We start from the raw sequence: 25536 nt of genomic DNA on the forward strand, positions 1-25536 counted from the left end.
CGATAAAAGACAGATTATATAAACTTGCGACAGAAAATTCGAGATTCTTACTGTTTAAGTTTTCTGTATGAATAGGTGGTTAAGTATGGTGCCATTTTACTCGTGGTTCAATAGCATCTCTGTGAAATACGTGTATTTTATAACTGTGATATCACAAATAAAACACTATCGCTAGATATTAGGAGTTCCCAATAACATCTGCAACATTATTGATATTGGAACAATTCCTAATCACCCTCTTTGAATAGCGCATCAGAAGATAAAGCCACTTCTAACGGTTTATTATCATAGGTGATTATCTCATCTATTTGTTGCTGGGTAATTACCTCATTCGGGATATGTGAGGTACTGTGACCTAACCATGTCGTATGATTCATGGCTATATTGCTATTGGTTAAATCAGCCGAGCATAGCAACGACCACATTTGCCAAGTTCGCTCATGCGTATCTGCATTCAAAATTAGCCACGATTGCGACATATTTGCTTGGTTAGATAGTGGTTGGCTTTTTGACATGAGTGTTTGCGAGTTAGCAGGTAATGACTTGAGAGGATCATTTGCTTGATACTTGAGTACTCGTATGGGCGTGCTGCTATCAATAGCCACGGTACAATCCCAAACACTGGCATCCTCTAGCTTGCTCCAGCCTGTGATTGCTTGCAAGGTTAAGTTACCATTTGGCAGCTGCCATATTTTACCGGATTCGCAACGTTGGGCGCTGATAGTTGCCGTCTTTTGAGAGTCCGTAGTAACTTTATAAGCTTGATGCAGCGCAGACCAACGCTCACTACGTCCTGCTTGCCAGTATTGGCTCACAGGCAATCTCTGACTGAGCTGAGCGACTATCATAGGTAAGAGTTCTGAATCATTAGGACTCACTGCGCTGCTTTTTTTATCGTAAACGCGTGAATCAGTCACGCCACTACTACTGCTTTGTACGACGATACCCTCTAGCTTGTTGACAGATAAGCTGCCCAATTGCTGCGCTAACATGGCAGAGAATTTATCTGCCGTCAGATTGCTGGGCATGGTCTTAGTTTTAGTGTTACTGGGTCTATGATCTGCCAAAAACAGCCAGCTGGTATTTTTGGCATCTTTATCATTGACGACCGGATATTGTAATAAAGCGGCACTTATATAATGATCACCCGTTGGCAATATATATAGAGTGGGTGTCGTAGTCAGTGACTGCTGATTGGCATATACCGTCATTACCAAAAGACTGAGCGGTGGCAATACTAGCCAACGACTGATCAGACCGCGAGGTAGCAACCAAGGTAACAGGGTTAATAATGCCATAAGCAAAATAGCGGCATTGACGGGCGTATAAAGCCACGCATCTGATAGCACAGGCATTGATGTTAGCCATGCTATCAGTTCGTGTAGGTTACTGACAATCGCAGTGACTAACATCCAAATAATATCAGCTACAGACGGCAATATAAGATAGCAAAGCCCAGCCAATAAATTCAGCGGTACGATAATCCAACCAAATAAGCCAATAGCAAAAAGATTTACGATTAATCCCCATAATGACGCTTTGCCAAAGAGCAACAAAGTTACAGGTAAAAGAGCTAGAAATAGCCAACACTGTAACTTAAACAAGCGCTTAAAACTTAGCCATAAACGTCTGAGTAATTTGTCATAAGAAGTAGAGGGTTGGTTTGATGTTAATGGCTGATTTTGTGAGGTATCTTCATATTTAAGCAATAACGCTACGGCAATAAAGGACAGCCAATAACCTGCTTGCCATAATACATAAGGGTCATGCCATGCCATCAGTACTGCCAGAGCAAGTAATACGCGCATGGTACTGACGGGCAATAAAGTTAGTCTTGTCAGACCAATTGCCAGTAGCATCCATGCGGTACGTGCAGCGGGCACATCAAACCCTGTAAACAATGCATAAATAAATGCGGCGCTAATCATCACCCACCAACGTACGTGCCAGCGCGGAATATAGCGATATAGAGCGGGATACAGACGATTAATCAATAGGATAACTATACCAGCCAGCACAATCGCTAAAAACAAAACATGTGTACCCGATATTGCTAATAAATGTGAAATGCCAGCCAACTGATATAGATCTTTGGTCTCACGATTAATTAAACTGCGATCACCGGTCAGCAAGCTTAATGTGACCGCTTTTGCTTGTTGCTCTGCAGCAGTATTTGTAGCCCAATCTTTATAAAAGTGCTGACGTAATTGCCAACGCCCTTGGTCAATAGCAGTACGCAACCGTGTTAAATAAGAATCAGAAGAGAGTAAATGCGAATTTGAATGTGACTGTATCTGTGGGTGACTGAATGGCAAAATCGAGCTACTACTAGTAGCCAGTATATTGGCAACGCCGTCAATATGCCGACTACGTAGCCAGCGATAACTATCAAACCCTGATGGGTTATTTGATACTTGCTCAGAAGTAGCAAGCGGTGCAAGCGTCAAGGTCATAAATAACCTATCACCCGGCTGCAAATGATTTAAGCCAGCAATCTGACTTTGTTTTTCTGTTTTCTTAGATTTTTTCTGAGAGTTAGTCTTAGATGACTGTTTGACTGGCTTTTTTGGGTAAGCATTGAGTAGGACGCGGTATACCTTATCTTGAACAGCGTTTTCAGCGAGTGTGTTTTGATGTGAAGATATGGCATTTGAAGATTCATACTTGATATCATCGCCGCTTAAGCTATTATTTAGCCCTGCTCCATATTCTGCTGTCACTTTATCTAAGTCTTGCGCTGTCAGCTCAGAAACCAATGGCAATATTTGACTGATGATCGCCACTTGCCGATAGCCAGTATCGGTACCAGCATCATACACACTATCGCTTATTCCCTCTATATGAACCAAAGCCTGCACACGCATAGGCTCAGTAATTTTTTGATCGTCTGCTTGTTGGTGACTTACTAGTGCCTTCAAACCACTACCAATAACCAAAGTGCTTGCTAGTATAGCGATTGATATAAAATAGAGAATACGAGAAGCAAACCTAGAGTGATGAGACGTATTTTTTACAGAATTGATAGGATTAACTGACGGGATAGTAAACTGGCTTATCAAAATTAAAATAAAGGTAAGAAGTACGAATGAAATAGTCAGAACAGGAGTGCTGGCGCTATCCATAAATAGCGGCATTATTGGTATAGGCGTGCTATCAGCAACCGCCAAAACACCCATCATAGCAAGGATGATAAAGCTACCTATTAACCAATACACCAGTGCTCCTTGCGTGATATTTAAAATAATATATAGCATCCACTAAAAAACTGTAATGCGCTTGCTATATTAACTTGGCGCTAAATACCACTACATCAAGCCATGGTATTTATCTGGATATTATCCTATACTAATTGCACACACTAGGATGGTGATTGTCTAACGTTCTTTTTACGTTTTTCTGATAGAATTCTTATCTATACTTTTATCAATAACATGACTGCCTATCTGCCTATTATTATGATTGAGCGGGCTGCAGACAATGAGTAAAGGCAAATCTGTGCCAAAAAAACGTTTAAAAGACTTATTACCTACCCCTGAGAAAGTGTTAGAAAGTCGCACATTAAAACTGTTTGCGCCGCAACTTTCTGACCCACGATTGTGGCATTTTAATCGCCATAGCTTAAATAAAGCCGTCTATATCGGCGTGCTGAGTGCCTTTTTTCCATTGCCAGGACAGATGTTATTGGCATTGATTGGTGCGCTTATTTTCCGTGCCAATGTCCCTATGGCACTGGGCTTAACATGGATTACCAATCCACTCACCACCTTACCGGTATTTTACGCTGGATACTATATCGGTGCCGAAATACTCGATCTGCCAATGATTAGTTTGCGCACGATTGGCAGGATGATCTCTGACTTAAGTTTATGGATCATCTCTGACGGCGCCAACCCCTTTATTACTTATAAAGGAACTGTGTCCCTAACTGCATTTTGCCTAGGTCTGACTATCTTAGCCATTATTACAAGCATCGTCTGCGGCTTAGCGTTTAAAGCCATTTGGCGCTATAAGACTGTCACGAGTTGGCAAAAAAGGCAGCTTAGCTCTTTAGATAAGCCGCCCGAACTTTAATAAATTCTATCAATCCTCATCTCTATTTTCTTCAATAGCATTAAGGATGTTGTCAGTGAGCTTATTATCCATCACAAAAACTTCAACCACTTCTTCGTTTTTGAGCAATACATAACGCTTACCTGTCGCACTGTCTTGAACCTTTAAATCAAAATCAACACCTGCCAAAGTAATACGATCAAAAACGGGTGTCAGTAAATCTATTTGACCTTGTTTATCGAGCGTATCAAATAACGCGGTATCCATATAAAGCTTTAGTGGTTCATCGCCTTCTTCAATACTGCCAAAAGCAGCAATCGGGTCGTCATCTTTATCCATTATATTTATCCTTACTCAATCAATAGACTGCTATCTTGCAGTCCTTTCCTATTATATTTTAATAATTTTCCCAATGACCATTACGTAAAAGCAGCTGACGATCAGCAAGCGCCGCTAGATTTCGATCATGAGTGACCATCAATAGTGCCGTTTGCATCGTACTTTGAAGCTCTGATAATAATCCAAAAACGCTTTGTGCGTTATCATAATCTAGGTTACCTGTTGGCTCATCTGCCAATATAAGCGACGGTTTGGTGACTAAAGCACGCGCAATCGCCACGCGCTGACGCTCACCGCCTGACAATTCACCCGGTCTATGAGCCAAACGATGCTCAAGACCAACACTGTTTAGAATATCGATGGCTTGCTGACGCGCTTCAGCCGTCGATACTTCTGGGCGCATCAATAGTGGCATGGCAACGTTTTCAATGGCAGTAAATTCAGCCAATAGATGATGAAACTGATAAATAAATCCCAAATGCTTATTACGCATCGCACCGCGTTCGGTCTCATTCATACTGTTTAACAACTGACCATGCAACCAAACTTCACCGCTGGTTGGCGTATCAAGTCCGCCAAGCAGATGGAGCAAAGTACTCTTTCCTGAGCCACTGGTACCAACGATAGCGATACGCTCACCGGCGGTGACAGTCAAATCCAAACCGGTCAAGACTTGGGTGCTCACAGCGCCTTCATCGTATATCTTATTAATATTGGTCGCTTTTAAGATAGCAGACATAATGCTTCCTTTATTTTATTTATAACGGCATTAACGCCTGTAAATTACTCGTAACGCAGCGTTTGTGCAGGCTGAATTTTAGCCGCTCGGCGTGCTGGATAAATGGTCGCCAAAAAGCTCAATATAAATGACGCACTGGTAATCAATACCACATCTGCCAAACGCAGCTGCGATGGTAGATAGTTCACAAAATAGGCATCAAATAAATTTAGACCAAAGCTATTATTGATAAAGCCCAAAATATCACTGACCGTTAATGCAAATATCACGCCCAATATCGTACCTGCAATGGTACCAATAAAACCAATCACCACACCTTGTACCATAAAAACTTGGGTAATCAGACGCGGAGAGGCGCCAAAAGTTTTTAAGATAGCGATGTCTGCTTTTTTATCTGTGACTAGCATCACTAAACTTGAAACAATATTAAAAGCTGCCACGAGGATAATTAAGAACAGTAGCAAGCCAACCATGGCTTTTTCCATTTGGATAGCACCAAATAGATTGCCATGCGTCTGGGTCCAATCACTAGGATACAATTGCTCTGGCGCAATCGCAGCCGCTTTTTGTGCTGCCATTGGCGCTGTAAAGATATCATGAAGCTTCATACGGATACCTTGGGCGCCCTCTGGTAAACGCAGTAATTTTGCTGCATCGCCCATTGGAATAAATGCCATGAGACTGTCCACTTCTGGACTGATAGAAAATATACCGGTCAAGGTAAAGCGCTTAAAGCGTGGTATAACGCCAGCAGGTGATGGCGATGCTTCTGGTAGTACGAGAGTGACTTTGTCACCCAATTGTAGCCCTAGTGATTGCACCATACCTTCACCAAGCACAATACCGAACTCGCCATTCTTTAGCGTATCGATATTGCCTTCTACCATATGCTCATTGATGATAGAAACGTTTTTCTCATACTCAGGATCAACACCTGTCACCATGATGCCAGCTACTTGACCATTCGAGGTCAACATACCTTGCAACTGGATAAAAGGCGCGGCCGCAACCACTTCCGGATCTTCTTTAATCTTGTCCGCGACTTGTTTCCAATCACCGATAATCTCGGTTGATGTGACAGTCGCTTGCGGTACCATACCCAAAATACGCGTTTTTAGCTCACGATCAAAGCCATTCATGACCGACAGTACGGTAATCAATACTGCCACGCCAAGCGTCAGACCAATCATTGAGATCAGTGATATAAAAGAGATAAAACCATTACTACGTTCTGCTCGGGTGTACCGTAAGCCGATAAATAACGCTAAAGGACGAAACATATTCAAACTCTTTATCTTATCTACGTGCGACTTTATGTAGGTTACAAAACAAATAGCGGCAATTGCATCATACTTTTGCAGCTGCCACAAAAACATATCAATCGAACACAAAAACAGGGTGTAAGACAAGCCAAATGTGGCTGTCAAAAGGGAGCTAGTTTGACACAATTTGGCTAACAGGTGCCAGTCATTACCGAAAACTGTCCAGATTTTATAATAAAAAATGCGGTTTTATGATTATTTTTTATAACAGACTTGCTATTCTCTGTGTCTATACCTATATATTGTATGCTAAGGACAATTGTCATTAACCCCTCATTGTTGTTTGTTGCCTCTTTACTGACGGCATTGCTGACCATCATAAACCCCTCTTTTAAAGTGGCACATGGTACTCAGCGATCACAGTTTCAGACCCAAACCTCATGGCTGACTTAAGTTTGAGTATTTTCATGACCATTAATTATCAATATAAAAACATCCAATCTCCTACCAAAATCACCTTAACTGATGAGCAATCAGCTGGTCACGGTGACCATTGGCGTATTCTGACTGATGACATGAGTCATGATGTACCTGAATGGTTACAACAGATGATTGAAAAAGCAGCGATGCCTAAAGGCCTTAATACCGATGTCAGTGCCAAAGACAGCTGTTTATTGCTATCTGAGAACCAGCCTTGTCATATCAATCAAGTACTGGCTATGAAGGATGGCAAGCCTGAATGCTTTATCAATGCCTACCCTTGTGTCGATAGCCCATATGGATTGAGCTGTAAAATCGAGCGTATGATTGTCAATGACAACTCACACGATGCCGTATTACGCTTACGTACCACCGATGGCAGCATCATCTACGCTTTTGATCAGCTATATACTGCTAATCGTCATTTATACCAACGTGATACCACGTATTTTGTGAACTTTAGCGCCTGGGCACATGAGATCAAAATCAGTGAACAAAATGAAGTCATCAAGGTAGAAGACCAAGAAGCGATACGCTATCACCGTGCTTTTAATGATATCGTTGCGGCAAACGATGGAAAGATGCCGGATGACCTACAAGAACAAATCAAAGCATGGCAACCAGAAACCAAAGAACAAATGGCGCCGGTCGAGATCAATCTGGGTCATATGTGTGCTTATTTGTTTGGCGATACGTTAGGTCAAGAAGATGAAGCGTGGTGTCAAGGTCAAGTACTTGGCAAGCAAGAAACCCTATTTAATGGTAAAACGATTATTCTGTTTGATGTGGTGGTACTGCGCGAACAAGATGCTGATCCGTTTGTAATGCGTATTGGTGCGCTAAAAACACCTGATACTGCCTCTATTAACGTTCATGATTACGTACAAGCAAACGTATGGCTACAAGCGGCTATTTATAAAGAAAATCAGCAAGTAGCACAATCGAAAGCCAGCTAGTCAGATTTAGATTATTTTAGACAAATAAAAAGCCCCTAATTGATTTTAGGGGCTTTTTATTTGTCTAAATACGATTAAATTAATAATGACTCTAAGCCATTGTAGTCATTGACTTAATATTGCTATAAAGCGCTTTTTGCTCAGCACTTGGACGAGCCGTCTGTACTGCCATCAACTGTGACATATCGCCTTCGACACGAATTTTGCCACCCATAAAGGCGCCCATGATTTCATTGGTATCGAAATCAGTGATGATAGATTGTAGGATACTACGATCAAGCAATAACGTGGTGGTCGCTCCATCGTTTAAGCCGCGATGTAATAGACCATTTGCAAAGTTGGCTTCGATGTCTTGATCGCTATCAGATACTTTTAGATTGACGATCATATTCGCAAGTGCGGGCGGCAAATTAAGCTCACCTGCTTCTTGACCCATTTGCTCAACTTGCTCAAACCATTCATCTGTCAAAAAAACTGCCATATTATTATCCTTAATACCTATTGTTGTTAATCGGTGCTAGGTCAGCACCTTTCGTGCTCCAACCAAACAGCCAGTTAAATGCCAAAAAACTTACTACTACAAGGTGACTATTTTATATAATAGACACTTTATTATGGATGCTGCTCAGTGGCATTATAAGATGCGACTTTACAATAAGTAAAACTTATTTGTAGAACAAATAATAAAATTGTTACAAAACCTTGTTCATAGTTGGTCCATACAAACTTGTGAATACAATCTTTTTTCATCTATAGAATAGTCATGAAATTGGGTATAAAATAAGTGGATAGCGTAGCAGTGATAAGTTGCTTGCTAAGATTTTACTAAAGAGTTTGTATTTTGGCGCATAGTTCTGATGATATTTGATTAGGTTTGCGTTACAATACCCTTAAACAGAGTCGGGAGTTTTAACTAAACATTACGTAAATATGTTTTTTTGTCAGCTATCGCTAGCATACATTGACGGTCGATACCTTCTTATCACCGGTTGAACATCAGTATCTATCTTGGTTTGTACGGCTTTTGGCGGTGACAATTAAGATAAATACTCAGCCTCAATAGATGTTTGATGCTCGAGAACGGCACATTCTCTTATTAAACCTGACAATATATTAACAATCCTACTATCAATCAGCTTCGCGGGCAGTCCGCTTTAGTACTGCTCTCTACCCATCAGCAATCACTGATATCTAGGCCATGCTTAGCTTGATAGTTAATACCGTCAGCCTGATAAGACGAGTGAAAACAGCCTTTACCAAAGCCATTGTTTGGTTATGATCTTTATCATGATCTAGATGACATGGCATGTTAGTTAATTCTGTTGATAATTCGGGCTGTAAAGGAATCATCCAATGAGTTTACAAAACACAGCACTCGCCCCCATTGACCGTGAATATGAAATTACTATCGTAAGATTCTTTACGGTTATGGCCGTGGTATGGGGCATCGTCGGCATGAGTATTGGTGTGTTCATTGCTTCTCAGTTAGCATGGCCAGCACTCAATTTTGACATTCCATGGCTGACTTTTAGTCGTTTAAGACCACTGCACACCAATGCGGTTATTTTTGCGTTCGGTGGCTCAGCCTTGTTCGCAACGTCTTATTACATCGTTCAGCGTACTTGTAAGACAAGATTATTTGCGCCTTACTTAGCTTGGTTTACCTTTTGGGGTTGGCAGACGGTTATCGTATCGGCTGTTATCACCTTACCATTAGGTTTAACCTCGGCTAAAGAATACGCTGAGCTTGAATGGCCGATTGACATCCTTATCGCATTGGTATGGATATCTTATGCTATTGTCTTCTTCGGTACACTGATTAAGCGTAAAACGTCACATATCTATGTGGCTAACTGGTTCTTTGCTGCCTTTATTATTACGATTGCGCTACTGCATATTGTAAACAGCATGGCGATTCCTGTTAGTGCGTTTAAGTCTTACTCGCTGTTTGGCGGTGCAACCGATGCCATGGTGCAGTGGTGGTATGGGCATAATGCGGTAGGCTTCTATCTGACGGCTGCTTTCTTAGGCATGATGTATTATTTCGTACCAGTACAGATTGGTCGCCCTATCTATTCTTACCGTTTGTCTATCGTTCACTTTTGGGCATTGATTGCTTCATATATGTGGGCTGGTGGTCACCATTTGCATTATTCAGCGCTTCCAGATTGGACGCAGTCTCTAGCAATGGTATTCTCAATCATTCTATTTGCTCCATCTTGGGGTGGTATGATTAACGGTGTACTAACGCTCTCAGGTAGTTGGGATAAGCTGCGTACCGATCCGATCATTCGCTTTATGATTGTCGCTTTGTCATTCTATGCCATGTCGACGTTTGAAGGTCCAATGATGTCGATTAAGACAGTCAATGCGCTATCGCATAATACGGATTGGACGATCGGTCACGTACACTCAGGTGCGCTTGGCTGGGTTGGTATGATTACCATTGGTTCGCTATATGTACTGTTACCACGTATTTATAACAAGCCTAAAATGTATTCTATCAGCTTGATCACAACGCATTTCTGGCTAGCAACAGCAGGTACCATCTTCTATATCGTATCTATGTGGATTTCAGGTATTGGCCAAGGCATGATGTGGCTTGCGACCAACCCTGATGGTACTTTGGTATACAGCTTTGTTGATACCGTTGAGTTCTCGCATTTCCCATATATTGGTCGTGCGTTTGGTGGTCTTCTGTATGTATCTGGTATGTTTGTGATGGCATATAATGTTTATAGAACAATCAAGATGCCAGAAGGTAAGCCAGTAGACATTGCTGATCCGACTGATCATGAACCTAGTGTCGATCAAATCTCGACAGCTAAAATATAAGGAGCGATCATGGCTGGTACACCGCATGAAATTATTGAAAAAAATACAGGCTTGTTGGTCATCGGTATCGTTATCGCTATTAGCTTTGCAACGCTCGTTGAGATTGTACCGCTGATATACGATTATAGAGGTGCTGAAGAAGGTGGTGTAAACACTCCTCTCCCTTCTATGGAGCCTTGGACTGCGCTTGAATTTGAAGGTCGTGACATCTACATTCGTGAAGGTTGTCATGTCTGCCATACCCAAATGGTACGTCCATTACGTGCTGAAGTTGAGCGTTATGGACCATACTCACGTGCTGCCGAATCAACGTGGGATCACCCTTTTCTTTGGGGCTCAAAACGTACTGGTCCTGATTTAGCACGTGTGGGCGGACGTTATTCTGAAGATTGGCAAAGACAACATCTGATTGATCCACGTTCATTAGTGCCTGAATCAGTCATGCCTGGTTTCCCATGGCTTGCGACCAATGAAGTGAATGGTTCTAATGTTCAAGCCAAAATGCGTCTCTTCCGTGATCGCTTCGGTGTGCCTTATACTGAAGAAGATATTGAAGGCGCTCCAGATGCTGTGCTTGGTGCTACTGAGCTTGATGCTTTGGTTGCCTACCTTCAGCAGTTAGGTACCGCAATGGAAGGACAGCGCTAATGGGTATTGGTGAATTACAAACAATTGCGACCGTTTCTGCCTTTATTGCCTTCGTAGGTGTTGCATGGTGGGCGTATTCGCCAAAAAACAAAAAACGCTTCGAAGAAGATGCACAACTTGCGCTTGATGACGAGGATATCAAATCTCTGTCTGACGAGCAGCGCGATAAGGATAAATGATGACATTCTTTTGGAGTTCTTGGATAACTATACTAAGTATCATGTGCTGGGCATTTATCCTCGGTATTTTACTAATGGTCTTAAAATTCAAACCAGAAGTAGAAGACGATGGTACCACAGGGCATGAATACGACGGTATTCGAGAATATGATAAAGCGCTGCCTAAATGGTGGCTAGTGATATTTTTTGGATCAATCATTTGGGGTGTTGCTTACTGGGTATTCTTTCCAGGTATTTTCCCCTCAAAATGGGAAGGCATCACAACCGTAGAAGTTGATGGCAAAACTTTGCCGTGGACCTCTAAAAACGAGCTTTACAGTGAGCTTGAAAGTAACAACAAAGTATTTACGGATAACTTTGAGAAAAACATTTTGGCAAAAGCAGATGCCAGCGGTGCTACTAAGACCCTAGCCAGCTTGTCTGAGATGCAAGCGACTATGCGTCGCAGTGAAAAGCCGCCTGCAGATCTGCAAGCTCAAATTGATGAGAAAATTGCCGAACTGTCACCTTATGTAGAAAAGCTATCTGAAAACCCGAATGCGTTAAAAGTCGGTAGTCGCTTGTTCTTACAGAACTGTGCGGTCTGTCATGGCTCAAACGCCAAAGGTGCTACAGGTTATCCAAATCTAACCGACAATGATTGGTTATATGGCGGCGAAGCGTCAAACATTTTAACGACGTTACATAATGGGCGCGTCGGCGGTATGGCTGCATGGCGTGATCAACTTGGTGAAGATGGTATTCGTGCTGTTTCTGAATATGTGTTGTCACTATCTGGTAACCAACCCGGTTACGAGCTTGATAAAGCCCAAGTTGCTCAAGGTGAAGCTATCTTTAAAGAACCTACCAACTGTGTGCTTTGTCATGGTCCAGAGGGTAAAGGTATGATTTCAGCGGGTGCGCCAAACTTAACAGATAATATCTGGTTATATGGTGGCGATCGCGAGACTATTCGAGAAACATTACGTTATGGTCGTGCAGGTGTGATGCCTGAGTGGGAAACCAAGCTAGGTAATGAACGTATTATGTTGCTTGCTGCCTACGTATATTCATTATCAGATAGAACTGTTCAACCTGCTGCTAAGGCAACTTCTGTTGCTGCTGCAATGCCAAAACAAGTGGCAAGTACAGAGAAGATGGTTAACTAATACGGTTAATTTTAACTATAGTTACTTGGTTAGCAGCTATCTCATTGACGAGTAGATTTAGATAAAGGGAGGTCTGTCATTACAGTCCTCTCTTTTTTATTAAAATATTTAAGCTTTGTCATCAATTATGGCTTTTAGCAGTACTACTATTTGTAGCCTAATAGCCCTCATATAGATATTGCTTTTTAACACTCTCACCCCATTTATAGTAGGGAGAATGTTAAAATAGTTAGACCATAAGACATTGGTGACAGAGCCATTTCAGCTTTTTTGCCAATTATTGATCATCCCTCATTTGGTAGACGAATTAAAGGCATTTTAATTTTTATCTCTCTACTTACTGACATTGATAACACCGCACATCCACCTATCTTATTTTTATAATAGATGTTTGTTACCCATGCCAGCAGACTGATTCTTTTTTTAAAGAGGCACGTTTATGTCAGCACCACAATCTAATAAAATCCCTGTACAGCAAGTAGATCTTGATGCTACCAAGCATCGTGTCCATCCACGATTTGTGACTGGTTTCTATCAAAACATTCGTGTTATTACGATGTATGCACTTTTAGCGGCGTTTTTGCTGTTGCCGTGGTTACGCTATAACGGACGACAAGCTATTTGGTTTGATGTGCCATCGCAGCATTATTATATTTTTGGCATGACATTTTTGACGCAGGATTTTTATTTTATTGCCGCCTTTGCTATCATTGCAGCCTTCGCCTTATTTATGGTAACAGTCTATGCAGGGCGAGTTTGGTGTGGCTATGCTTGTCCCCAGACCATTTGGACGCATTTATTTCAATATGTAGAAAAATGGGTGATTGGCGATCGTAATAAACGCATTAAGTTTGATAAAGAACCAATGAGCGCAACCAAGGCGTTTAAACGCTTCTTGATATATTTCATCTGGTTTGTGTTTTCCACGATTACCGCCACGACCTTTGTAAGTTATGTATCCGGTACAGATGCGCTATACAATAGCTGGCAGATGATTGGTTTTATCCCCTTCCCTGATTGGGCGACGTGGATTTGGGTATCAGTATTTATCTTTGCGTTTTCGACCTACGTTAATGCAGGTTATATGCGCGAGCAGATGTGTATCCAAATCTGTCCTTATGGTCGTTTTCAAAGTGTGATGTTTGATAAAGATACCTTGGTGGTTTCTTATGATTATGAGCGCGGCGAGCCTCGCGGTGCTCGCAAAAAAGGCACCAACCCTGAGAATTTAGGCGACTGTATCGAGTGTCAGATGTGTGTACAAGTCTGCCCTACTGGGATTGATATTCGTGATGGATTACAAGTAGCTTGTATTCAGTGCGCCGCCTGTGTCGATGCTTGTAATGAGATAATGGATAAAGTGGGCTATCCACGCGGACTTATCCGCTATACCACAGAGCGTCAATTGGCTGAAAAAGAGAAGAGCCGTGTCTTTCGCCCTCGTTTCTTCGCTTACTTAACACTTCTCACGATACTTTGTGGCGGTGTTTTATACGCTTTGAATGACCGTGTGCCATTAGAGATTGATATACGGCGTGACCGCAATCAGTTGTCTTCATTGAATCAGCAAGGCATGATTGAAAACAGTTATATCGTTAAGTTGACCAATAAAACCCAAGATGCCCATACTTATAAAATAACGCTCGCACCGCAAGAGGGTTTGAGCTTGGAGATTCGCTTTAACGATGTGCCGTTAGATGCCGGTGAAAGCTTTGATATGCCAGTTAGTATCTATGGCGACCCTGATGTGATTGAATTTGGTCAAACACCGGTGACTTTGAATGTCAGTAGTGAAGACGGCAAATATCATGTTAGTAAGCAGAATGTTTTTACCACTCAAGGTCAGTAAGTATTAACATTCATTGTTAAATGATACCTACCAGTGAGTTAGCGCTTGATAGCTCACTGGTGATTGAGTTACCTTACCTTGGCAGCTTTTGGCTGTCAGCTTTATCCGTTGATACGGTTACTAGATATCTGATTAATAGGTATGTTATGTCCAGTCCAGCCCCAAATTTTAAGCATCAAGACAGCCAGCCATGGTATAAAAACTATATGGTGGTTATCTTTGTCATTGGTATGCCAGCTTTTGTCGTCATTGCTTGCATCTGGTTTGTTTATTACTCTTATCAGATTCGTGATAGCGTGGTACGCGACGACTGGTATATGGATGGTAAAACCCTTTATCATGATGTGTCGCGTGACAAGTTGACCTATGATTTAGACTTGCATGGACAAATGCAATTTGCAGACAATGGCGATGTTGTGTTTTATCTGAATTATCCTGAGCAAAGTTTGCAGTCGGGTAAACTGATTAATGGCAGTCCACTTAGCTATCCTGAAACACTGGATCTGTCTATATCTCATGCCACTGACATTAAAAAAGACCGTGATGCGGTGTTAAAGCATCTAGAAGGCAATAAATATAGCGCCCAAGTAGATATCGATCCTCTTAAAGCAAAATATTATTTACAAGTAAGTCATAAAGGTAAAGACGATTGGCGCATGCAAGATGTTGCCAAGTTACCACGATCAGAGGTTAGCTTTGATCCTCTACCAGTATTTGGCGAAAGCTAAACTGTTCAAAGTATGATTAAAATAAAAAACCAGCCATGAACCTATCATGAGCTGGTTTTTATTATTTGAAGAGCGTAAACAGTATTAGATCATTAAATTATTAAATCATCAAATCACTGGATTGATCGTTGGGATTTTTTGCGTAGTACGGCTGCCCTTTTCTGCATCAGCAAAGTCTGGATTGAATATCTGCGTTTCTGGTGATACTGGCAAACCAATCTCAGCCAGACTCTCTATTTGCCCCGCTTGGATATTGTCACCTTCAAACAAACGCTCGTTGTCATCACGCTCAAGGCTCAAGGTTTCAAAATCAAACAGCTTTCTATCTGCCAATTGCGAGGGCGCAACATTTTGCATCGCTTTAAAAATAGATGCTAGGCGCTGGGGATGGGCATCGTCCCATTCTCGTAGCATGTCATTAATAATGGCACGTTGCAGATTGGTCTGGCTGCCACAGAGATTACACGGAATAATCGGGAATTCTTTTAGGCTTGCATATTCAATGATGTCTTTTTCTTCCACATAAGCCAGTGGACGAATGAGCATATTTTGCTTGTCATCACTGAGCAATTTGGGCGGCATCGATTTCAACGCGCCACCATGGAATAAGTTCAAAAAGAAAGTCGCCAACATATCGTCACGATGGTGCCCAAGCGCAATCTTGGTCGCACCGATTTGTTTGGCGAAACCATACAGTGAGCCACGACGCAGACGTGAACACGCCGAGCAATAAGTTTTCCCTTCTGGCACCACGCTTTTGACAATACTATAAGTATCTTTTTCCAGAATATAGTGAGCGATGCCCTGCTCGTTTAAGTAGGCGGGCAACACCTCTTCTGGATAGCCGGGCTGCTTTTGGTCAAGATTGACGGCAACGATATCAAAATGAATCGGGGCGATACGTTTTAATAGCAGCAAGATATCGAGCAACGTATAGCTGTCTTTACCGCCTGATACACAGACCATTACCACATCGCCATCTTCAATCATATTAAAGTCACGAATCGCCCATGATACTTGACGACGAAGCTTCTTTTGCAATTTCCGAAAGTGAGCCGACTCGGTCAGTGATTGCGTATCAGCCAATATATTATCTGCTTGCTCATCCATAAAATCATCATTTCTGTCATCGCCATCATCATATAACATCTGTTCGATATCAGTTGCTTTATCATGATGATTCACATCAGTATCGATAGAAGCCTTGTCAAACTGAGGCGTGATTGATGGTGTAAATAAGGTTGCTGCAGTCATAAGTTACTCAATATCTTGACAAGAATGGCGGTACTTCAAAAGAGATAATCAATCGATTTATTCAAAAGGCTGCAATAAAAGCTATCTGCGTAGGGCTAACAATGATGCTTCATAAGGCAACGCTTCAAACATGATTTAAAACAGCAGCGATTATAACAAAATTTGCTAACAGATTGAAAAGATGACATTAAATTATCGTCTTAAATGCGACTGCTTATCTAAAGCTAATAATTATCGATTTCCTAAACTTTATCCTATTACTTGCATGATGTTTTAACGCTGTTTTCAAGGTTTAGTAATGACCGTATTTTTGCTAAAATAGGCGTTTTTCGTCAATCAATAATAGATGCCACTATGACAAATACTGCTCTACCAACCTCTTCTGCTGATCAAGATAACGATATCCAATTAAACAAGCTGCATAAAAGCCAAAATGCGGTCGTACTGCTATCAGGTGGGCTTGATTCAGTGACTTGTCTATATTGGGCAAAGGCCCGTTATGCGTCAGTAACCGCAGTCAGCTTTGATTATGGTCAACGTCATAATAGTGAGCTGGTCGCTGCCAAAGCAATCGCTGAAACTGCAGCCGTTAATCACAGAATTATTGATATCGATATCGCCCAACTGGGTGGCTCATCACTAACGGATCACAGTATGATTGTGCCTGATGGTGATACCGATAAATTCCCAGACAAAAAGCGTGATGAGATTGATAATGACGCGATCCCAAACACTTATGTGCCAGCGCGCAATACCATCTTCTTATCTTATGCCCTAGCAGTTGCTGAAGTAACTGATTCAAACCATATCATCATTGGTGTCAGTTCAGTCGATTATTCAGGATATCCTGATTGCCGTCCTGAGTATATTGCCGCTTTCCAACATATGGCAAATCTTGCTACCAAAGCGGGCGTTACCGGTCATCATTTATCGATTCAAACCCCGCTACAACAATTATCGAAAGCCAAAACCATCGAGCTGGGTCTGTCGCTAGGGGTTGATTACGGACAAACAATTTCTTGTTATCAAGCAGATGCCAATGGTCTTGCCTGCGGCGTTTGTGATAGCTGCGCGCTGCGTCGTCAAGGGTTCGCTCAGGCAGGCGTTGCCGACCCTACCCATTATCAGTAATGATTTTAGAAGTTTCGCCTTAGAACATGAATAAACGGCCTTAAAATAAAGGCAATTAAACATTGGCGAAACATTCGCTTGCATTAACACAGCACGCTGCCGTTGTATTTTAAATACAATCATTGCTATGGTATGAGCCACTTTATCTACCACAAGATATAAATGCTCATCAAAGTAGCAACATTTTATTAGAAGTAATATTTTATCATTTGTACAAAATCTAATTCATTTATAAAAAATTCAAGTTATCGCAGTCACATGTAAAAGGATATTTATGAAATTTTTGCCAGTACTACCCCTAGCTCTTGCTGCAATATTTGCCATGCCACAAGCGAACGCTGTTGATATTAAGCAGAATAATATTAATACTTGCGTCAACGGCGCGGTCAAATATAAAGTCGCTGACAAGAGCACTGCAACCAAGCTTTGTGATTGCACGATCGGTGTCCGTAGCAATATGACCATTGGTCAGATGTGGGAGATTGAGAGCTATGCGCAAAGTAAAAAAGACCCATCAAGCCTCTCGTATGTGAAAAAAATGCAAAAAGATTTGCAACAGTGTACCGTTGGTTTGGACTTAAAACAGCCACAAAAACCTGCTTAATCCTCAAATTTTTAGATATATAAAAGACTGGTCATTGCCAGTCTTTTTTGTTGCTCATCCATAAGTGATGTGTAAAATCGAGGATTTATTTCTATGAATCTGCCTATAATGGGATGACCAATAATAATATAACCGCAATCAAAATAAATAAGGATTTTATGATGGCAAAGCCAACCACAGAAACCATTACTCTACCTGATTTTCCAGTCACTATCGTGCGTGAGCTAGATGGTCATTTTATTCATGATGATATTAGCCTAAAAGAGCTGGTCGCCAACACCAGTAAAGGACTTATCCTTTATTTTTATCCAAAAGACAATACACCTGGCTGTACCACACAAGCAACTGAGTTTACCGCCCATCTTAACGAATTTGATGATTTAGGTTACGACATTATTGGTGTCTCACGTGATAGCGTTGAATCACACGAAAATTTTATTAGCAAATATAATCTACATATTCCACTTATCAGTGATGCCGATGAAAAACTCTGCCACTATTTTGATGTGATTAAAGAAAAGAATATGTATGGCAATATTACTCTAGGTCTTGTACGTTCGGCGTTTGTCTTTGATAAAAATGGTACGCTCACTCATACACAGCGTAACCTTAAGGCAAAGGATTATACTGAGCGTTTATTAACTACGCTTGCGCCTTAGTCTTTTAATCTAGCTTACGATAAACCTTAAAACTATTTTTATTTGAGAATACTATGAATAAACAGCCTGATACCGCCTTTGATTCTTCTGCTCCCTTTGATCATAGCACTCATCAAAACGTGACTCGCAAAGTATCTGTTGCGGTCATTGGTGCTGGGACTGCCGGACAAAACGCTTTTCGCCAAGCAAAAAAGTTCTTAGAAGATGTCATTATTATCAATGATGGCTTTTGGACGACTACCTGTATTGCGGTAGGTTGCATGCCAAGCAAGCTACTCATTGCAGCTGCTGACCGCGCTCATGATGCCAATAATTCTGCTGAGTTTGGCGTACATGCCACTGCTCACATAGATGGCAAACAGGTGATGGAACGGGTGCGCGCTGAGCGTGATCATTTTGCCAGCTACATCGAAAAACAAGTCGATAGCTGGCCTGAGGATAGTAAGATAGCGGGACGGGCTTATATTAATAAGCAAGGCTTGATTGAGGTCAATGATGAATGGATCAAAGCAGATAAAATCATTGTCGCCACTGGCAGCTCGACCTTTATTCCAGATGGCTGGGAAGATAAGCTTGGTGATACTATGCTGACCTCAGATGCTGTCTTTGAGTTAACCGACTTGCCAAAATCTATGGCTGTGATTGGCGCAGGTGCGATAGGTTTAGAACTTGCCCAAGCTTTCACACGATTGGGTGTCAAGGTAACGGTATTTAATCGCGCCAAACGCGTTGCTGGTCTAAAAGACGAAGACATCAATAACAAAGCCATTGATTGCTTAAGTCGTGAGCTGACCATGCACTTGGGCAGCAAAATTACTGATGTCGGTCAAAAGTCAAATGAAAATAGCGATAAAAGCATAAATAAAAACAGCACTGTTGCCTTTATTGATTATGAAGACAGCGCTGGCGAAGTGCAACAATGGCAAGGTGACTATGTACTGGTCGCGACTGGTCGACGTAATAATATAGAGGCATTGGGTGTTGAAAACTTAGGCGTTGAGCTTGATGAAAAAAATCGCCCACAACAGCTGGATAAAAAAACTGGTAAAATCGGTGATTTAGACGTTTATATCGTTGGCGATGCCAATGCCAATATTCCATTGCTTCACGTGGCAAGCGATGAAGGTTTTAGCGCCGGCAGTATGGTCTGTGACAACAAAAAGGATGCTTATATTCGTCCGCCTGCCACACCATTTTCCATCGTATTTAGCTCACCGCAAATCGTCAATGTTGGTATGTCTTTACCGGAAATCCAAGAAGATTCAACACTTGAGCATGTGATTGGGAAAGTCAGCTTCGACAATCAAGGTCGTAGCCGCGTCATGGGTATTAACTGTGGTCTATTGCATATTTATGGCTGCAAAAAAACAGACAGAATCCTAGGTGCAAGTATGGTTGGTCCAGATGCAGAATACATCGGGCATATCTTAGCAATGGCAATTACTAATGACTTGAGTATTAAAGACATGCTTGATACGCCTTTTTACCATCCTACTATCCTAGAAGGCTTGCGTACCGCCTTGCGTGATGTTCAGGATTTGATGGAAATACCGTATCAGTCGCTTGATATTCATCGAAACAATTCTTAATCAACTGTTAAATGCTCTGTTTTAAAAGTAATGGAGTAGACCTACTAGCGCTGACTTCAGAAAATCTAAACTTGATTTGCCGTCAGGACGTAAGCTACTTTATATGGTTAAAGCAGTATTTGGTAAAAGCGGTTTTATTTATAATGATACGGTTAAAATCCTATTAGTACAGAGTAATATTTTTTAGAACCACACCTTTCATGGATAAGATAATGGCAATCGCTAGTATTACTGAATTTTTTCAAGAGATTGCTCGTGACCTACATACCAGCCTTTTTCTTGCGATTGGTGGCTCTATCGAGGAAGGCACCTTAGATTGGTCGTCTAAATCAGTAGAACTGGTGAGCACTGGCATCAAAATTCTAATACTACTTGCGATATCGGGGTTTATGTATTGGCTTGCTATTTATGTACTAAAAAAAAGCAAAGCACGCATTCGTCTGAATGAGCGCCGCGCTAAAATTGCCCGATCAATCTTGCGTTATGTATGGGCTGTGACCAGTGTTATTGCTATTATGAGTCAGCTGAATTTTGAGCCAGATACCATTAAAGCCACTGCCAAAGCCAGTACATGGGCGGGAATATATTACGTGCTATGGACATCATCGGGACAAATTGTCCATAAAATACTACAGCACTACGGTTTAAACGCTTCTATTGAGCAGCTGCTTAAAAACATCTTATCTGTGCTGCTATTAGTCTTAGGGCTTGCCAGTGTCATGGCTCAGTTCGGCTTTGATATTGTATCTCTGGTGGCAGGTTTGGGTATTGCTGGTTTGGCGGTCGGCTTTGCCGCGCAGTCAACGCTTGCCAATTTTATCGCAGGTATTACCATTTTGCTTGAGCAGTCCTTTCAAGTTGGTGACTGGGTCAATATCAATGACAATGAAGGGCGCGTGGTGGTGATTGCCTTACGTACGACCCACGTCTTAACTCGTGACAATATTACGGTTATCATACCCAATTCGAATGTAGCCTCCTCCGTCGTTACCAACCTGACCTCCAAAAACTTTATACGCTTTGATATTCAGATGCGTATTGCTTTTGAAGATGATATTGATAAAGCACGTGATGAGATTTTGCAGGTACTGTCTGATAGTGAGGCGGTCCTCAACCGACCTGAGTCTTCTGCGACCGTGGCAGAGATTGGCGAGTATGGCGTATATTTTATTGTACGCTTTTGGGTCAAACCAGCGGCAGTTGCTCGTATGCCCAAAATCAAAGAAGATTTACGAGAAAATATCAAACGCGCTTTTGATGCCGCTGACATCTCGACCCCTTATCCTCATATGCGCCTACTTATGCCAAGAGAAGACGTCTATCCGATTGTGACCAAGCCCAAGCCATTGGCAACGACCGCGCAAACTGTTTCAGAGTCATTAGCGCTGAACAAAGACCAGCATTAATATCCTTGCAACTTATTTAGCATTTATATGCCATAAAAAGTTCTTTCAGATAGACATCTTTTAATCATCGCTTTCTTAAACATCAGCGCTTTAAACCATCCGCTATAGAATTATGGTAAAATTAGCGGTTAAACATCTTATTTTATGATGTGCACTATTTATTAATTTAGCCCACAGGTATCCGTATGACCGAAACAACCGCGCTCGCCTCATCCACAGCGTCTTCGCAACCATCTTCACAAGTATCTTCACAGGTATTGTCGCTTGACCTTATCATCACCTGCGCCGATGGGTTAGAAGCACCGCTACAGACTGAGCTGACCAGTTTTGGTATTGCAAGTGAGATAAAAAGTACTGGTCGCCTTGCTGTTACGGGTACCTTGCGTGATTTATATAAGATCTGTCTTTGGTCGCGCGTGGCATCGCGCGTATTAATGCTGATTAAACGCAAAAATATCAATGCTGAATATGATGTGGCTGAGCAGCTGTATGGTTTGGCGAAATCGGTCAATTGGACAGAGCAATTTAGCCTAGAGCAAACCTTTGCGATTCGTCTGTCTGTTGATAAACGTGTAGCTGTCAGCCAACAGTTTGCCATGCTACGTATTAAAGATGCGATTGCGGATACCTTTAACGAAGTATATGAGAGCCGCCCTAACGTCGATAGTAAAAACCCAGACTTTTCTGTTTTTGCGACCGTCAATGATAAGCAAGCTGAGTTATATTTGGATTTATCAGGTACCAGCTTGCATCGCCGTGGCTATCGCGTTGCAATGACAGAAGCACCACTAAAAGAAAACTTAGCAGCGGCGCTACTTTATAGCGCAGGCTGGCATAAGAAAAACGAAGCAGGTGATGCGCCTTTTTATAATGCGCTAATCGATCCTATGTGTGGCTCTGGTACCTTTATCATTGAAGCGCTCCTCATGCACTGCGATTATGCCGTCGGTATCGATAAAGCCGCCAATCAGTTTGGTTTTTACGAGTGGCAGCATCATGACAAGATCTTATGGCAAGAAATGATTGATGATGCACAGACCCGTTTCCGTGCAGCCTTAGAGATTGCGAATGAGCAGCCGGATACATTACCGCTTATCTTTGGATTTGATGCCGATAAGGGCGCTATCATTGCCACAGAAAAGAATCTGATTGCTGCTGGTTTACAAGACCTGTTACCGCTACTCGATATCGAAACGCGCGCCCTTGATCAGCTAAGCACGCTCTTAAAACCTTTGGTTGCTGACGGTCGTTTGAGCAATCCTTTGATTATCACCAACCCACCTTATGGTGAGCGTCTGGGCGATGAAGAAATGATTAAGCCGTTATATCAATCGATTGGGCTTATCCTACAAGACAGCTTTGCCGGTAGTGGTATTGACCCGATGCTTGGTATATTGGCGTCGCATGTTGAGCAAGTCGATATTTTGCCGATTAGAGAGCCAAAAACGTTACGGTGTCATAATGGTGCCATTACTGTGTATTTCCGCTATGGCACCTTGATTGCTGGTCAGACAGGGAATCTCGTTAGCCGCTTTGAGAAACGTGAAATTGAAGTTGAAGATGGTCAAGATTTTATCAATCGTTTGCAAAAAAACCTGACCCGACTAAAGAAATTGGCTAAAAAAGACAACGTGAGTAATATCCGTGTCTACAATGCTGACCTGCCTGATTTCAAAGTGGCGATCGACTTATATGGTGATTATGCCCATGTACAAGAGTACGCGCCGCCAAAGACCATTCCACCAGAAACCGCCAAAAAACGCTTTAATTTGGCATTAATGGGTATTCGTGAAGTGTTCGGTATTAACCGCGAACAAATCTTTATTAAAACCCGTGCTCGTCAATCCGGTAATGATCAATATAGTAAACAAGGCAATACCGAAAAGCGTGGCAAGTTTTATATTGCCCGCGAAGATGGTGCTTATCTTTATGTCAATTTCACCGATTATCTCGATACGGGTCTATTTATTGACCATCGCAATATGCGTGCGCGTATCAAAGACAACAGTCGTAATAAATCGGTATTGAACTTATTCGCTTATACTTGTACGGCAAGTGTGCATGCGGCATTGGCGGGCGCTAAAAAAGTCACCAGCGTTGACTTATCACAGAACTATCTGGATTGGGGCAAACAAAACTTTGCTTTAAATGGCTTGAATGTCAGTGGTAATAAATATCAATTCGTTGCTGCCGATATTTTTGAGTGGATTAAAGACAACACGGAACAATTCGATATTATCTTTATTGATCCGCCAACCTTTTCAAACTCTAAAAAGTTTCAAGGTACCTTTGATGTCCAGCGTGACCATGCTGCACTAATTAACCGCGCGATGAACCGCTTAACCGCAGATGGCATCTTATACTTCTCTAATAACTTTACCCGTTTTGAGTTGGATGAACAGCTGACTGAACGTTATGACATCGTTGACATTACCCAAAAAACCATTGGTTTTGATTTTGATATCAAAAAACCGATTCATCAAAGCTTTGAGATTCGTCATCGTCAGAGTCTATAACAAACACTAAATCTTAGCTTTGACGCCTAACTGGCTCTAAAACATAACAATGACCCAATCAGCTTTGATTGGGTCATTTTTTGTTGGTATGATAGAGCGCTACTAGTGATCGTTTTATCGTTATTGAATCCCATTATCGCTGGTATGGTGAATATCATTCAAAAGCGACACAGCACTATTTTGAACTGACGGTCTTAAAATAGTTATTACTTTTTACCGTTGTAAACGTGCAGTCCACCCTACTCCAATAAATAACAAGGACCATTCCATGGCATTATCTCTAAACAAAGGCGGTAATTTATCGCTAACCAAAACGGATCCAAACTTAACTAAGCTGCTTATTGGTCTTGGTTGGGATGAGCGCGCAACTTCTGGTGCCGAATTCGATCTTGATGCAAGTGTATTCTTATTAAATGCAGCTGGCAAAGTACGCGGCGACCATGACTTTATCTTTTATAACCAACTCAAATCTGACAATGGTGCCGTTGAGCATACTGGTGATAACCGTACAGGCGAAGGCGACGGTGATGACGAAGTGGTCAAAGTCAACCTAACGCAAGTACCTGCCGATGTCGACAAAATCGTTGTGACAGTCACTATTCATGATGCAGCGGCTCGTAGCCAAAACTTCGGTCAAGTTGCTAATGCCTTTATTCGCGTTGTGAATGAAGAAACGGGTGCTGAAGTGGTGCGTTTTGATTTAGCAGAAGACTACTCTGTTGAGACAGCAATGGTATTTGGAGAAGTCTATCGCCACAATGCAGAATGGAAATTCCGCGCCGTTGGTCAAGGTTACTCTGGTGGCTTACAAGCGATGTGCCAGCAATATGGTGTCGTTATTTAAACTGTCATTTAAACTACTATCTAAATCGATATTTAGCCCTTGCTAAAACCATCCATTAGATGATAAGTAGGTGCAAAACCTAAAGCCATTATGCCTCACTATTGGCTGTAAAATATGGTTGCAAAATAGTCACAATCTTTAATAGCCAAATGACTGATAATACTTTATATTTTATTAAAAATCACACATGGAGAAGTGGCTAGCGATAGCCACTTTTTTTATGCTGCGTCTATAATAGACAACCTTAGCTTTACGCAACCAGACAGGATGTGTCATGAGACATTTTTATTTAGACTTCATCTTCACAGCTATCGCATTGA

At 41.7% G+C, this 25536-nt stretch carries 21 protein-coding genes; 15 read left to right on the forward strand and 6 right to left on the reverse strand.

Annotated features, from left to right (window positions below):
- Positions 1-227: 227 nt before the first annotated feature.
- On the reverse strand, positions 228-3215 hold the full coding sequence (locus tag JMX75_RS11680; RefSeq protein ID WP_227673181.1) for a ComEC/Rec2 family competence protein: 2988 nt from the start codon (positions 3213-3215) through the stop codon (positions 228-230).
- Between the two features lie 262 nt (positions 3216-3477).
- Between JMX75_RS11680 and JMX75_RS11685 the strand changes: the two genes are divergently transcribed.
- Complete coding sequence (locus JMX75_RS11685) at positions 3478-4071, forward strand: DUF2062 domain-containing protein (protein ID WP_011513137.1); 594 nt, start codon at positions 3478-3480, stop codon at positions 4069-4071.
- Positions 4072-4080: 9 nt separating this feature from the next.
- Here the strand turns inward: JMX75_RS11685 and JMX75_RS11690 are convergent, their stop codons facing one another.
- From JMX75_RS11690 to JMX75_RS11700, 3 genes are read right to left on the reverse strand one after another with little or no spacing between them, the layout of a single operon-like run.
- Positions 4081-4389: a hypothetical protein gene (locus JMX75_RS11690; protein WP_181210347.1), complete on the reverse strand. Its 309-nt coding sequence runs from the start codon at positions 4387-4389 to the stop codon at positions 4081-4083.
- Positions 4390-4447: 58 nt separating this feature from the next.
- Complete coding sequence (lolD, locus tag JMX75_RS11695) at positions 4448-5128, reverse strand: lipoprotein-releasing ABC transporter ATP-binding protein LolD (protein WP_011513135.1); 681 nt, start codon at positions 5126-5128, stop codon at positions 4448-4450.
- 44 nt (positions 5129-5172) lie between these two features.
- Positions 5173-6408: a lipoprotein-releasing ABC transporter permease subunit gene (locus JMX75_RS11700; protein WP_201532441.1), complete on the reverse strand. Its 1236-nt coding sequence runs from the start codon at positions 6406-6408 to the stop codon at positions 5173-5175.
- A gap of 449 nt (positions 6409-6857) precedes the next feature.
- Here JMX75_RS11700 and JMX75_RS11705 point away from each other — a divergent pair, with 449 nt between their 5' ends.
- Entirely contained in the window at positions 6858-7826 is a 969-nt protein-coding gene (locus JMX75_RS11705) for a hypothetical protein (RefSeq protein ID WP_201532442.1), read from the forward strand.
- A gap of 91 nt (positions 7827-7917) precedes the next feature.
- On the opposite strand, the gene JMX75_RS11710 is transcribed toward JMX75_RS11705, so the two are convergent.
- Positions 7918-8307 (reverse strand): hypothetical protein, encoded by a 390-nt coding sequence (locus JMX75_RS11710; protein ID WP_011513132.1) that lies wholly within the window; start codon positions 8305-8307, stop codon positions 7918-7920.
- 872 nt (positions 8308-9179) lie between these two features.
- Between JMX75_RS11710 and ccoN the strand changes: the two genes are divergently transcribed.
- The 6 genes from ccoN (at position 9180) to JMX75_RS11740 (ending at position 15213) form a co-directional block, all read left to right on the forward strand.
- Entirely contained in the window at positions 9180-10661 is a 1482-nt protein-coding gene (gene ccoN, locus JMX75_RS11715; protein ID WP_201532443.1) for a cytochrome-c oxidase, cbb3-type subunit I, read from the forward strand.
- 9 nt (positions 10662-10670) lie between these two features.
- Complete coding sequence (gene ccoO, locus JMX75_RS11720; protein WP_011513130.1) at positions 10671-11309, forward strand: cytochrome-c oxidase, cbb3-type subunit II; 639 nt, start codon at positions 10671-10673, stop codon at positions 11307-11309.
- Positions 11309-11488 carry a CcoQ/FixQ family Cbb3-type cytochrome c oxidase assembly chaperone gene (locus tag JMX75_RS11725; RefSeq protein WP_011513129.1) on the forward strand — a complete coding sequence of 60 codons (180 nt, stop codon included), beginning with the start codon at positions 11309-11311 and terminating at the stop codon, positions 11486-11488. Before ccoO ends, JMX75_RS11725 begins: the two co-directional genes overlap by 1 nt.
- Positions 11488-12636: a cytochrome-c oxidase, cbb3-type subunit III gene (gene ccoP / locus JMX75_RS11730; protein WP_201532444.1), complete on the forward strand. Its 1149-nt coding sequence runs from the start codon at positions 11488-11490 to the stop codon at positions 12634-12636. The genes JMX75_RS11725 and ccoP overlap by 1 nt, the downstream gene beginning before the upstream one ends.
- A gap of 439 nt (positions 12637-13075) precedes the next feature.
- Positions 13076-14485 carry a cytochrome c oxidase accessory protein CcoG gene (gene ccoG / locus JMX75_RS11735; RefSeq protein ID WP_201532445.1) on the forward strand — a complete coding sequence of 470 codons (1410 nt, stop codon included), beginning with the start codon at positions 13076-13078 and terminating at the stop codon, positions 14483-14485.
- A gap of 146 nt (positions 14486-14631) precedes the next feature.
- Positions 14632-15213, forward strand: coding sequence for a FixH family protein (locus tag JMX75_RS11740; RefSeq protein ID WP_011513126.1), 582 nt, complete (start codon positions 14632-14634; stop codon positions 15211-15213).
- A gap of 108 nt (positions 15214-15321) precedes the next feature.
- On the opposite strand, the gene ttcA is transcribed toward JMX75_RS11740, so the two are convergent.
- Positions 15322-16467, reverse strand: coding sequence for a tRNA 2-thiocytidine(32) synthetase TtcA (ttcA, locus tag JMX75_RS11745; RefSeq protein WP_201532446.1), 1146 nt, complete (start codon positions 16465-16467; stop codon positions 15322-15324).
- Positions 16468-16821: 354 nt separating this feature from the next.
- Here ttcA and queC point away from each other — a divergent pair, with 354 nt between their 5' ends.
- The 7 genes from queC (at position 16822) to JMX75_RS11780 (ending at position 25216) form a co-directional block, all read left to right on the forward strand.
- A complete protein-coding gene (queC, locus tag JMX75_RS11750; RefSeq protein ID WP_227673182.1) occupies positions 16822-17598 on the forward strand; it encodes a 7-cyano-7-deazaguanine synthase QueC in 777 nt (258 codons plus the stop codon).
- A gap of 274 nt (positions 17599-17872) precedes the next feature.
- Entirely contained in the window at positions 17873-18202 is a 330-nt protein-coding gene (locus JMX75_RS11755; protein ID WP_201532447.1) for a hypothetical protein, read from the forward strand.
- Between the two features lie 161 nt (positions 18203-18363).
- Complete coding sequence (locus JMX75_RS11760; protein WP_201532448.1) at positions 18364-18861, forward strand: peroxiredoxin; 498 nt, start codon at positions 18364-18366, stop codon at positions 18859-18861.
- Between the two features lie 53 nt (positions 18862-18914).
- On the forward strand, positions 18915-20450 hold the full coding sequence (locus JMX75_RS11765; RefSeq protein ID WP_201532449.1) for a dihydrolipoyl dehydrogenase: 1536 nt from the start codon (positions 18915-18917) through the stop codon (positions 20448-20450).
- 212 nt (positions 20451-20662) lie between these two features.
- The gene (locus tag JMX75_RS11770; protein ID WP_227673075.1) at positions 20663-21856 is read left to right on the forward strand and encodes a mechanosensitive ion channel family protein; all 1194 of its coding nucleotides are present in this window, start codon (positions 20663-20665) and stop codon (positions 21854-21856) included.
- Positions 21857-22041: 185 nt separating this feature from the next.
- A complete protein-coding gene (gene rlmKL / locus JMX75_RS11775; RefSeq protein ID WP_201532450.1) occupies positions 22042-24372 on the forward strand; it encodes a bifunctional 23S rRNA (guanine(2069)-N(7))-methyltransferase RlmK/23S rRNA (guanine(2445)-N(2))-methyltransferase RlmL in 2331 nt (776 codons plus the stop codon).
- Between the two features lie 268 nt (positions 24373-24640).
- Positions 24641-25216 (forward strand): TerD family protein, encoded by a 576-nt coding sequence (locus tag JMX75_RS11780; protein WP_011513118.1) that lies wholly within the window; start codon positions 24641-24643, stop codon positions 25214-25216.
- Positions 25217-25536 lie beyond the last annotated feature (320 nt).

The organism is Psychrobacter sp. LFX-11D (genome assembly GCF_904846475.1).
GTDB classification, from domain to species: Bacteria; Pseudomonadota; Gammaproteobacteria; order Pseudomonadales; family Moraxellaceae; genus Psychrobacter; species Psychrobacter cryohalolentis.

Bases quoted from the DNA above. Each gene is read 5' to 3' on its own strand.
- JMX75_RS11685 (WP_011513137.1), top strand. From the start codon at position 3,478: ATGAGTAAAGGCAAATCTGTGCCAAAAAAACGTTTAAAAGACTTATTA.
- JMX75_RS11690 (WP_181210347.1), bottom strand. From the start codon at position 4,389: ATGGATAAAGATGACGACCCGATTGCTGCTTTTGGCAGTATTGAAGAA.
- lolD (WP_011513135.1), bottom strand. From the start codon at position 5,128: ATGTCTGCTATCTTAAAAGCGACCAATATTAATAAGATATACGATGAA.
- JMX75_RS11700 (WP_201532441.1), bottom strand. From the start codon at position 6,408: ATGTTTCGTCCTTTAGCGTTATTTATCGGCTTACGGTACACCCGAGCA.
- JMX75_RS11705 (WP_201532442.1), top strand. From the start codon at position 6,858: ATGACCATTAATTATCAATATAAAAACATCCAATCTCCTACCAAAATC.
- JMX75_RS11710 (WP_011513132.1), bottom strand. From the start codon at position 8,307: ATGGCAGTTTTTTTGACAGATGAATGGTTTGAGCAAGTTGAGCAAATG.
- ccoN (WP_201532443.1), top strand. From the start codon at position 9,180: ATGAGTTTACAAAACACAGCACTCGCCCCCATTGACCGTGAATATGAA.
- ccoO (WP_011513130.1), top strand. From the start codon at position 10,671: ATGGCTGGTACACCGCATGAAATTATTGAAAAAAATACAGGCTTGTTG.
- JMX75_RS11725 (WP_011513129.1), top strand. From the start codon at position 11,309: ATGGGTATTGGTGAATTACAAACAATTGCGACCGTTTCTGCCTTTATT.
- ccoP (WP_201532444.1), top strand. From the start codon at position 11,488: ATGACATTCTTTTGGAGTTCTTGGATAACTATACTAAGTATCATGTGC.
- ccoG (WP_201532445.1), top strand. From the start codon at position 13,076: ATGTCAGCACCACAATCTAATAAAATCCCTGTACAGCAAGTAGATCTT.
- JMX75_RS11740 (WP_011513126.1), top strand. From the start codon at position 14,632: ATGTCCAGTCCAGCCCCAAATTTTAAGCATCAAGACAGCCAGCCATGG.
- ttcA (WP_201532446.1), bottom strand. From the start codon at position 16,467: ATGACTGCAGCAACCTTATTTACACCATCAATCACGCCTCAGTTTGAC.
- queC (WP_227673182.1), top strand. From the start codon at position 16,822: ATGACAAATACTGCTCTACCAACCTCTTCTGCTGATCAAGATAACGAT.
- JMX75_RS11755 (WP_201532447.1), top strand. From the start codon at position 17,873: ATGAAATTTTTGCCAGTACTACCCCTAGCTCTTGCTGCAATATTTGCC.
- JMX75_RS11760 (WP_201532448.1), top strand. From the start codon at position 18,364: ATGGCAAAGCCAACCACAGAAACCATTACTCTACCTGATTTTCCAGTC.
- JMX75_RS11765 (WP_201532449.1), top strand. From the start codon at position 18,915: ATGAATAAACAGCCTGATACCGCCTTTGATTCTTCTGCTCCCTTTGAT.
- JMX75_RS11770 (WP_227673075.1), top strand. From the start codon at position 20,663: ATGGCAATCGCTAGTATTACTGAATTTTTTCAAGAGATTGCTCGTGAC.
- rlmKL (WP_201532450.1), top strand. From the start codon at position 22,042: ATGACCGAAACAACCGCGCTCGCCTCATCCACAGCGTCTTCGCAACCA.
- JMX75_RS11780 (WP_011513118.1), top strand. From the start codon at position 24,641: ATGGCATTATCTCTAAACAAAGGCGGTAATTTATCGCTAACCAAAACG.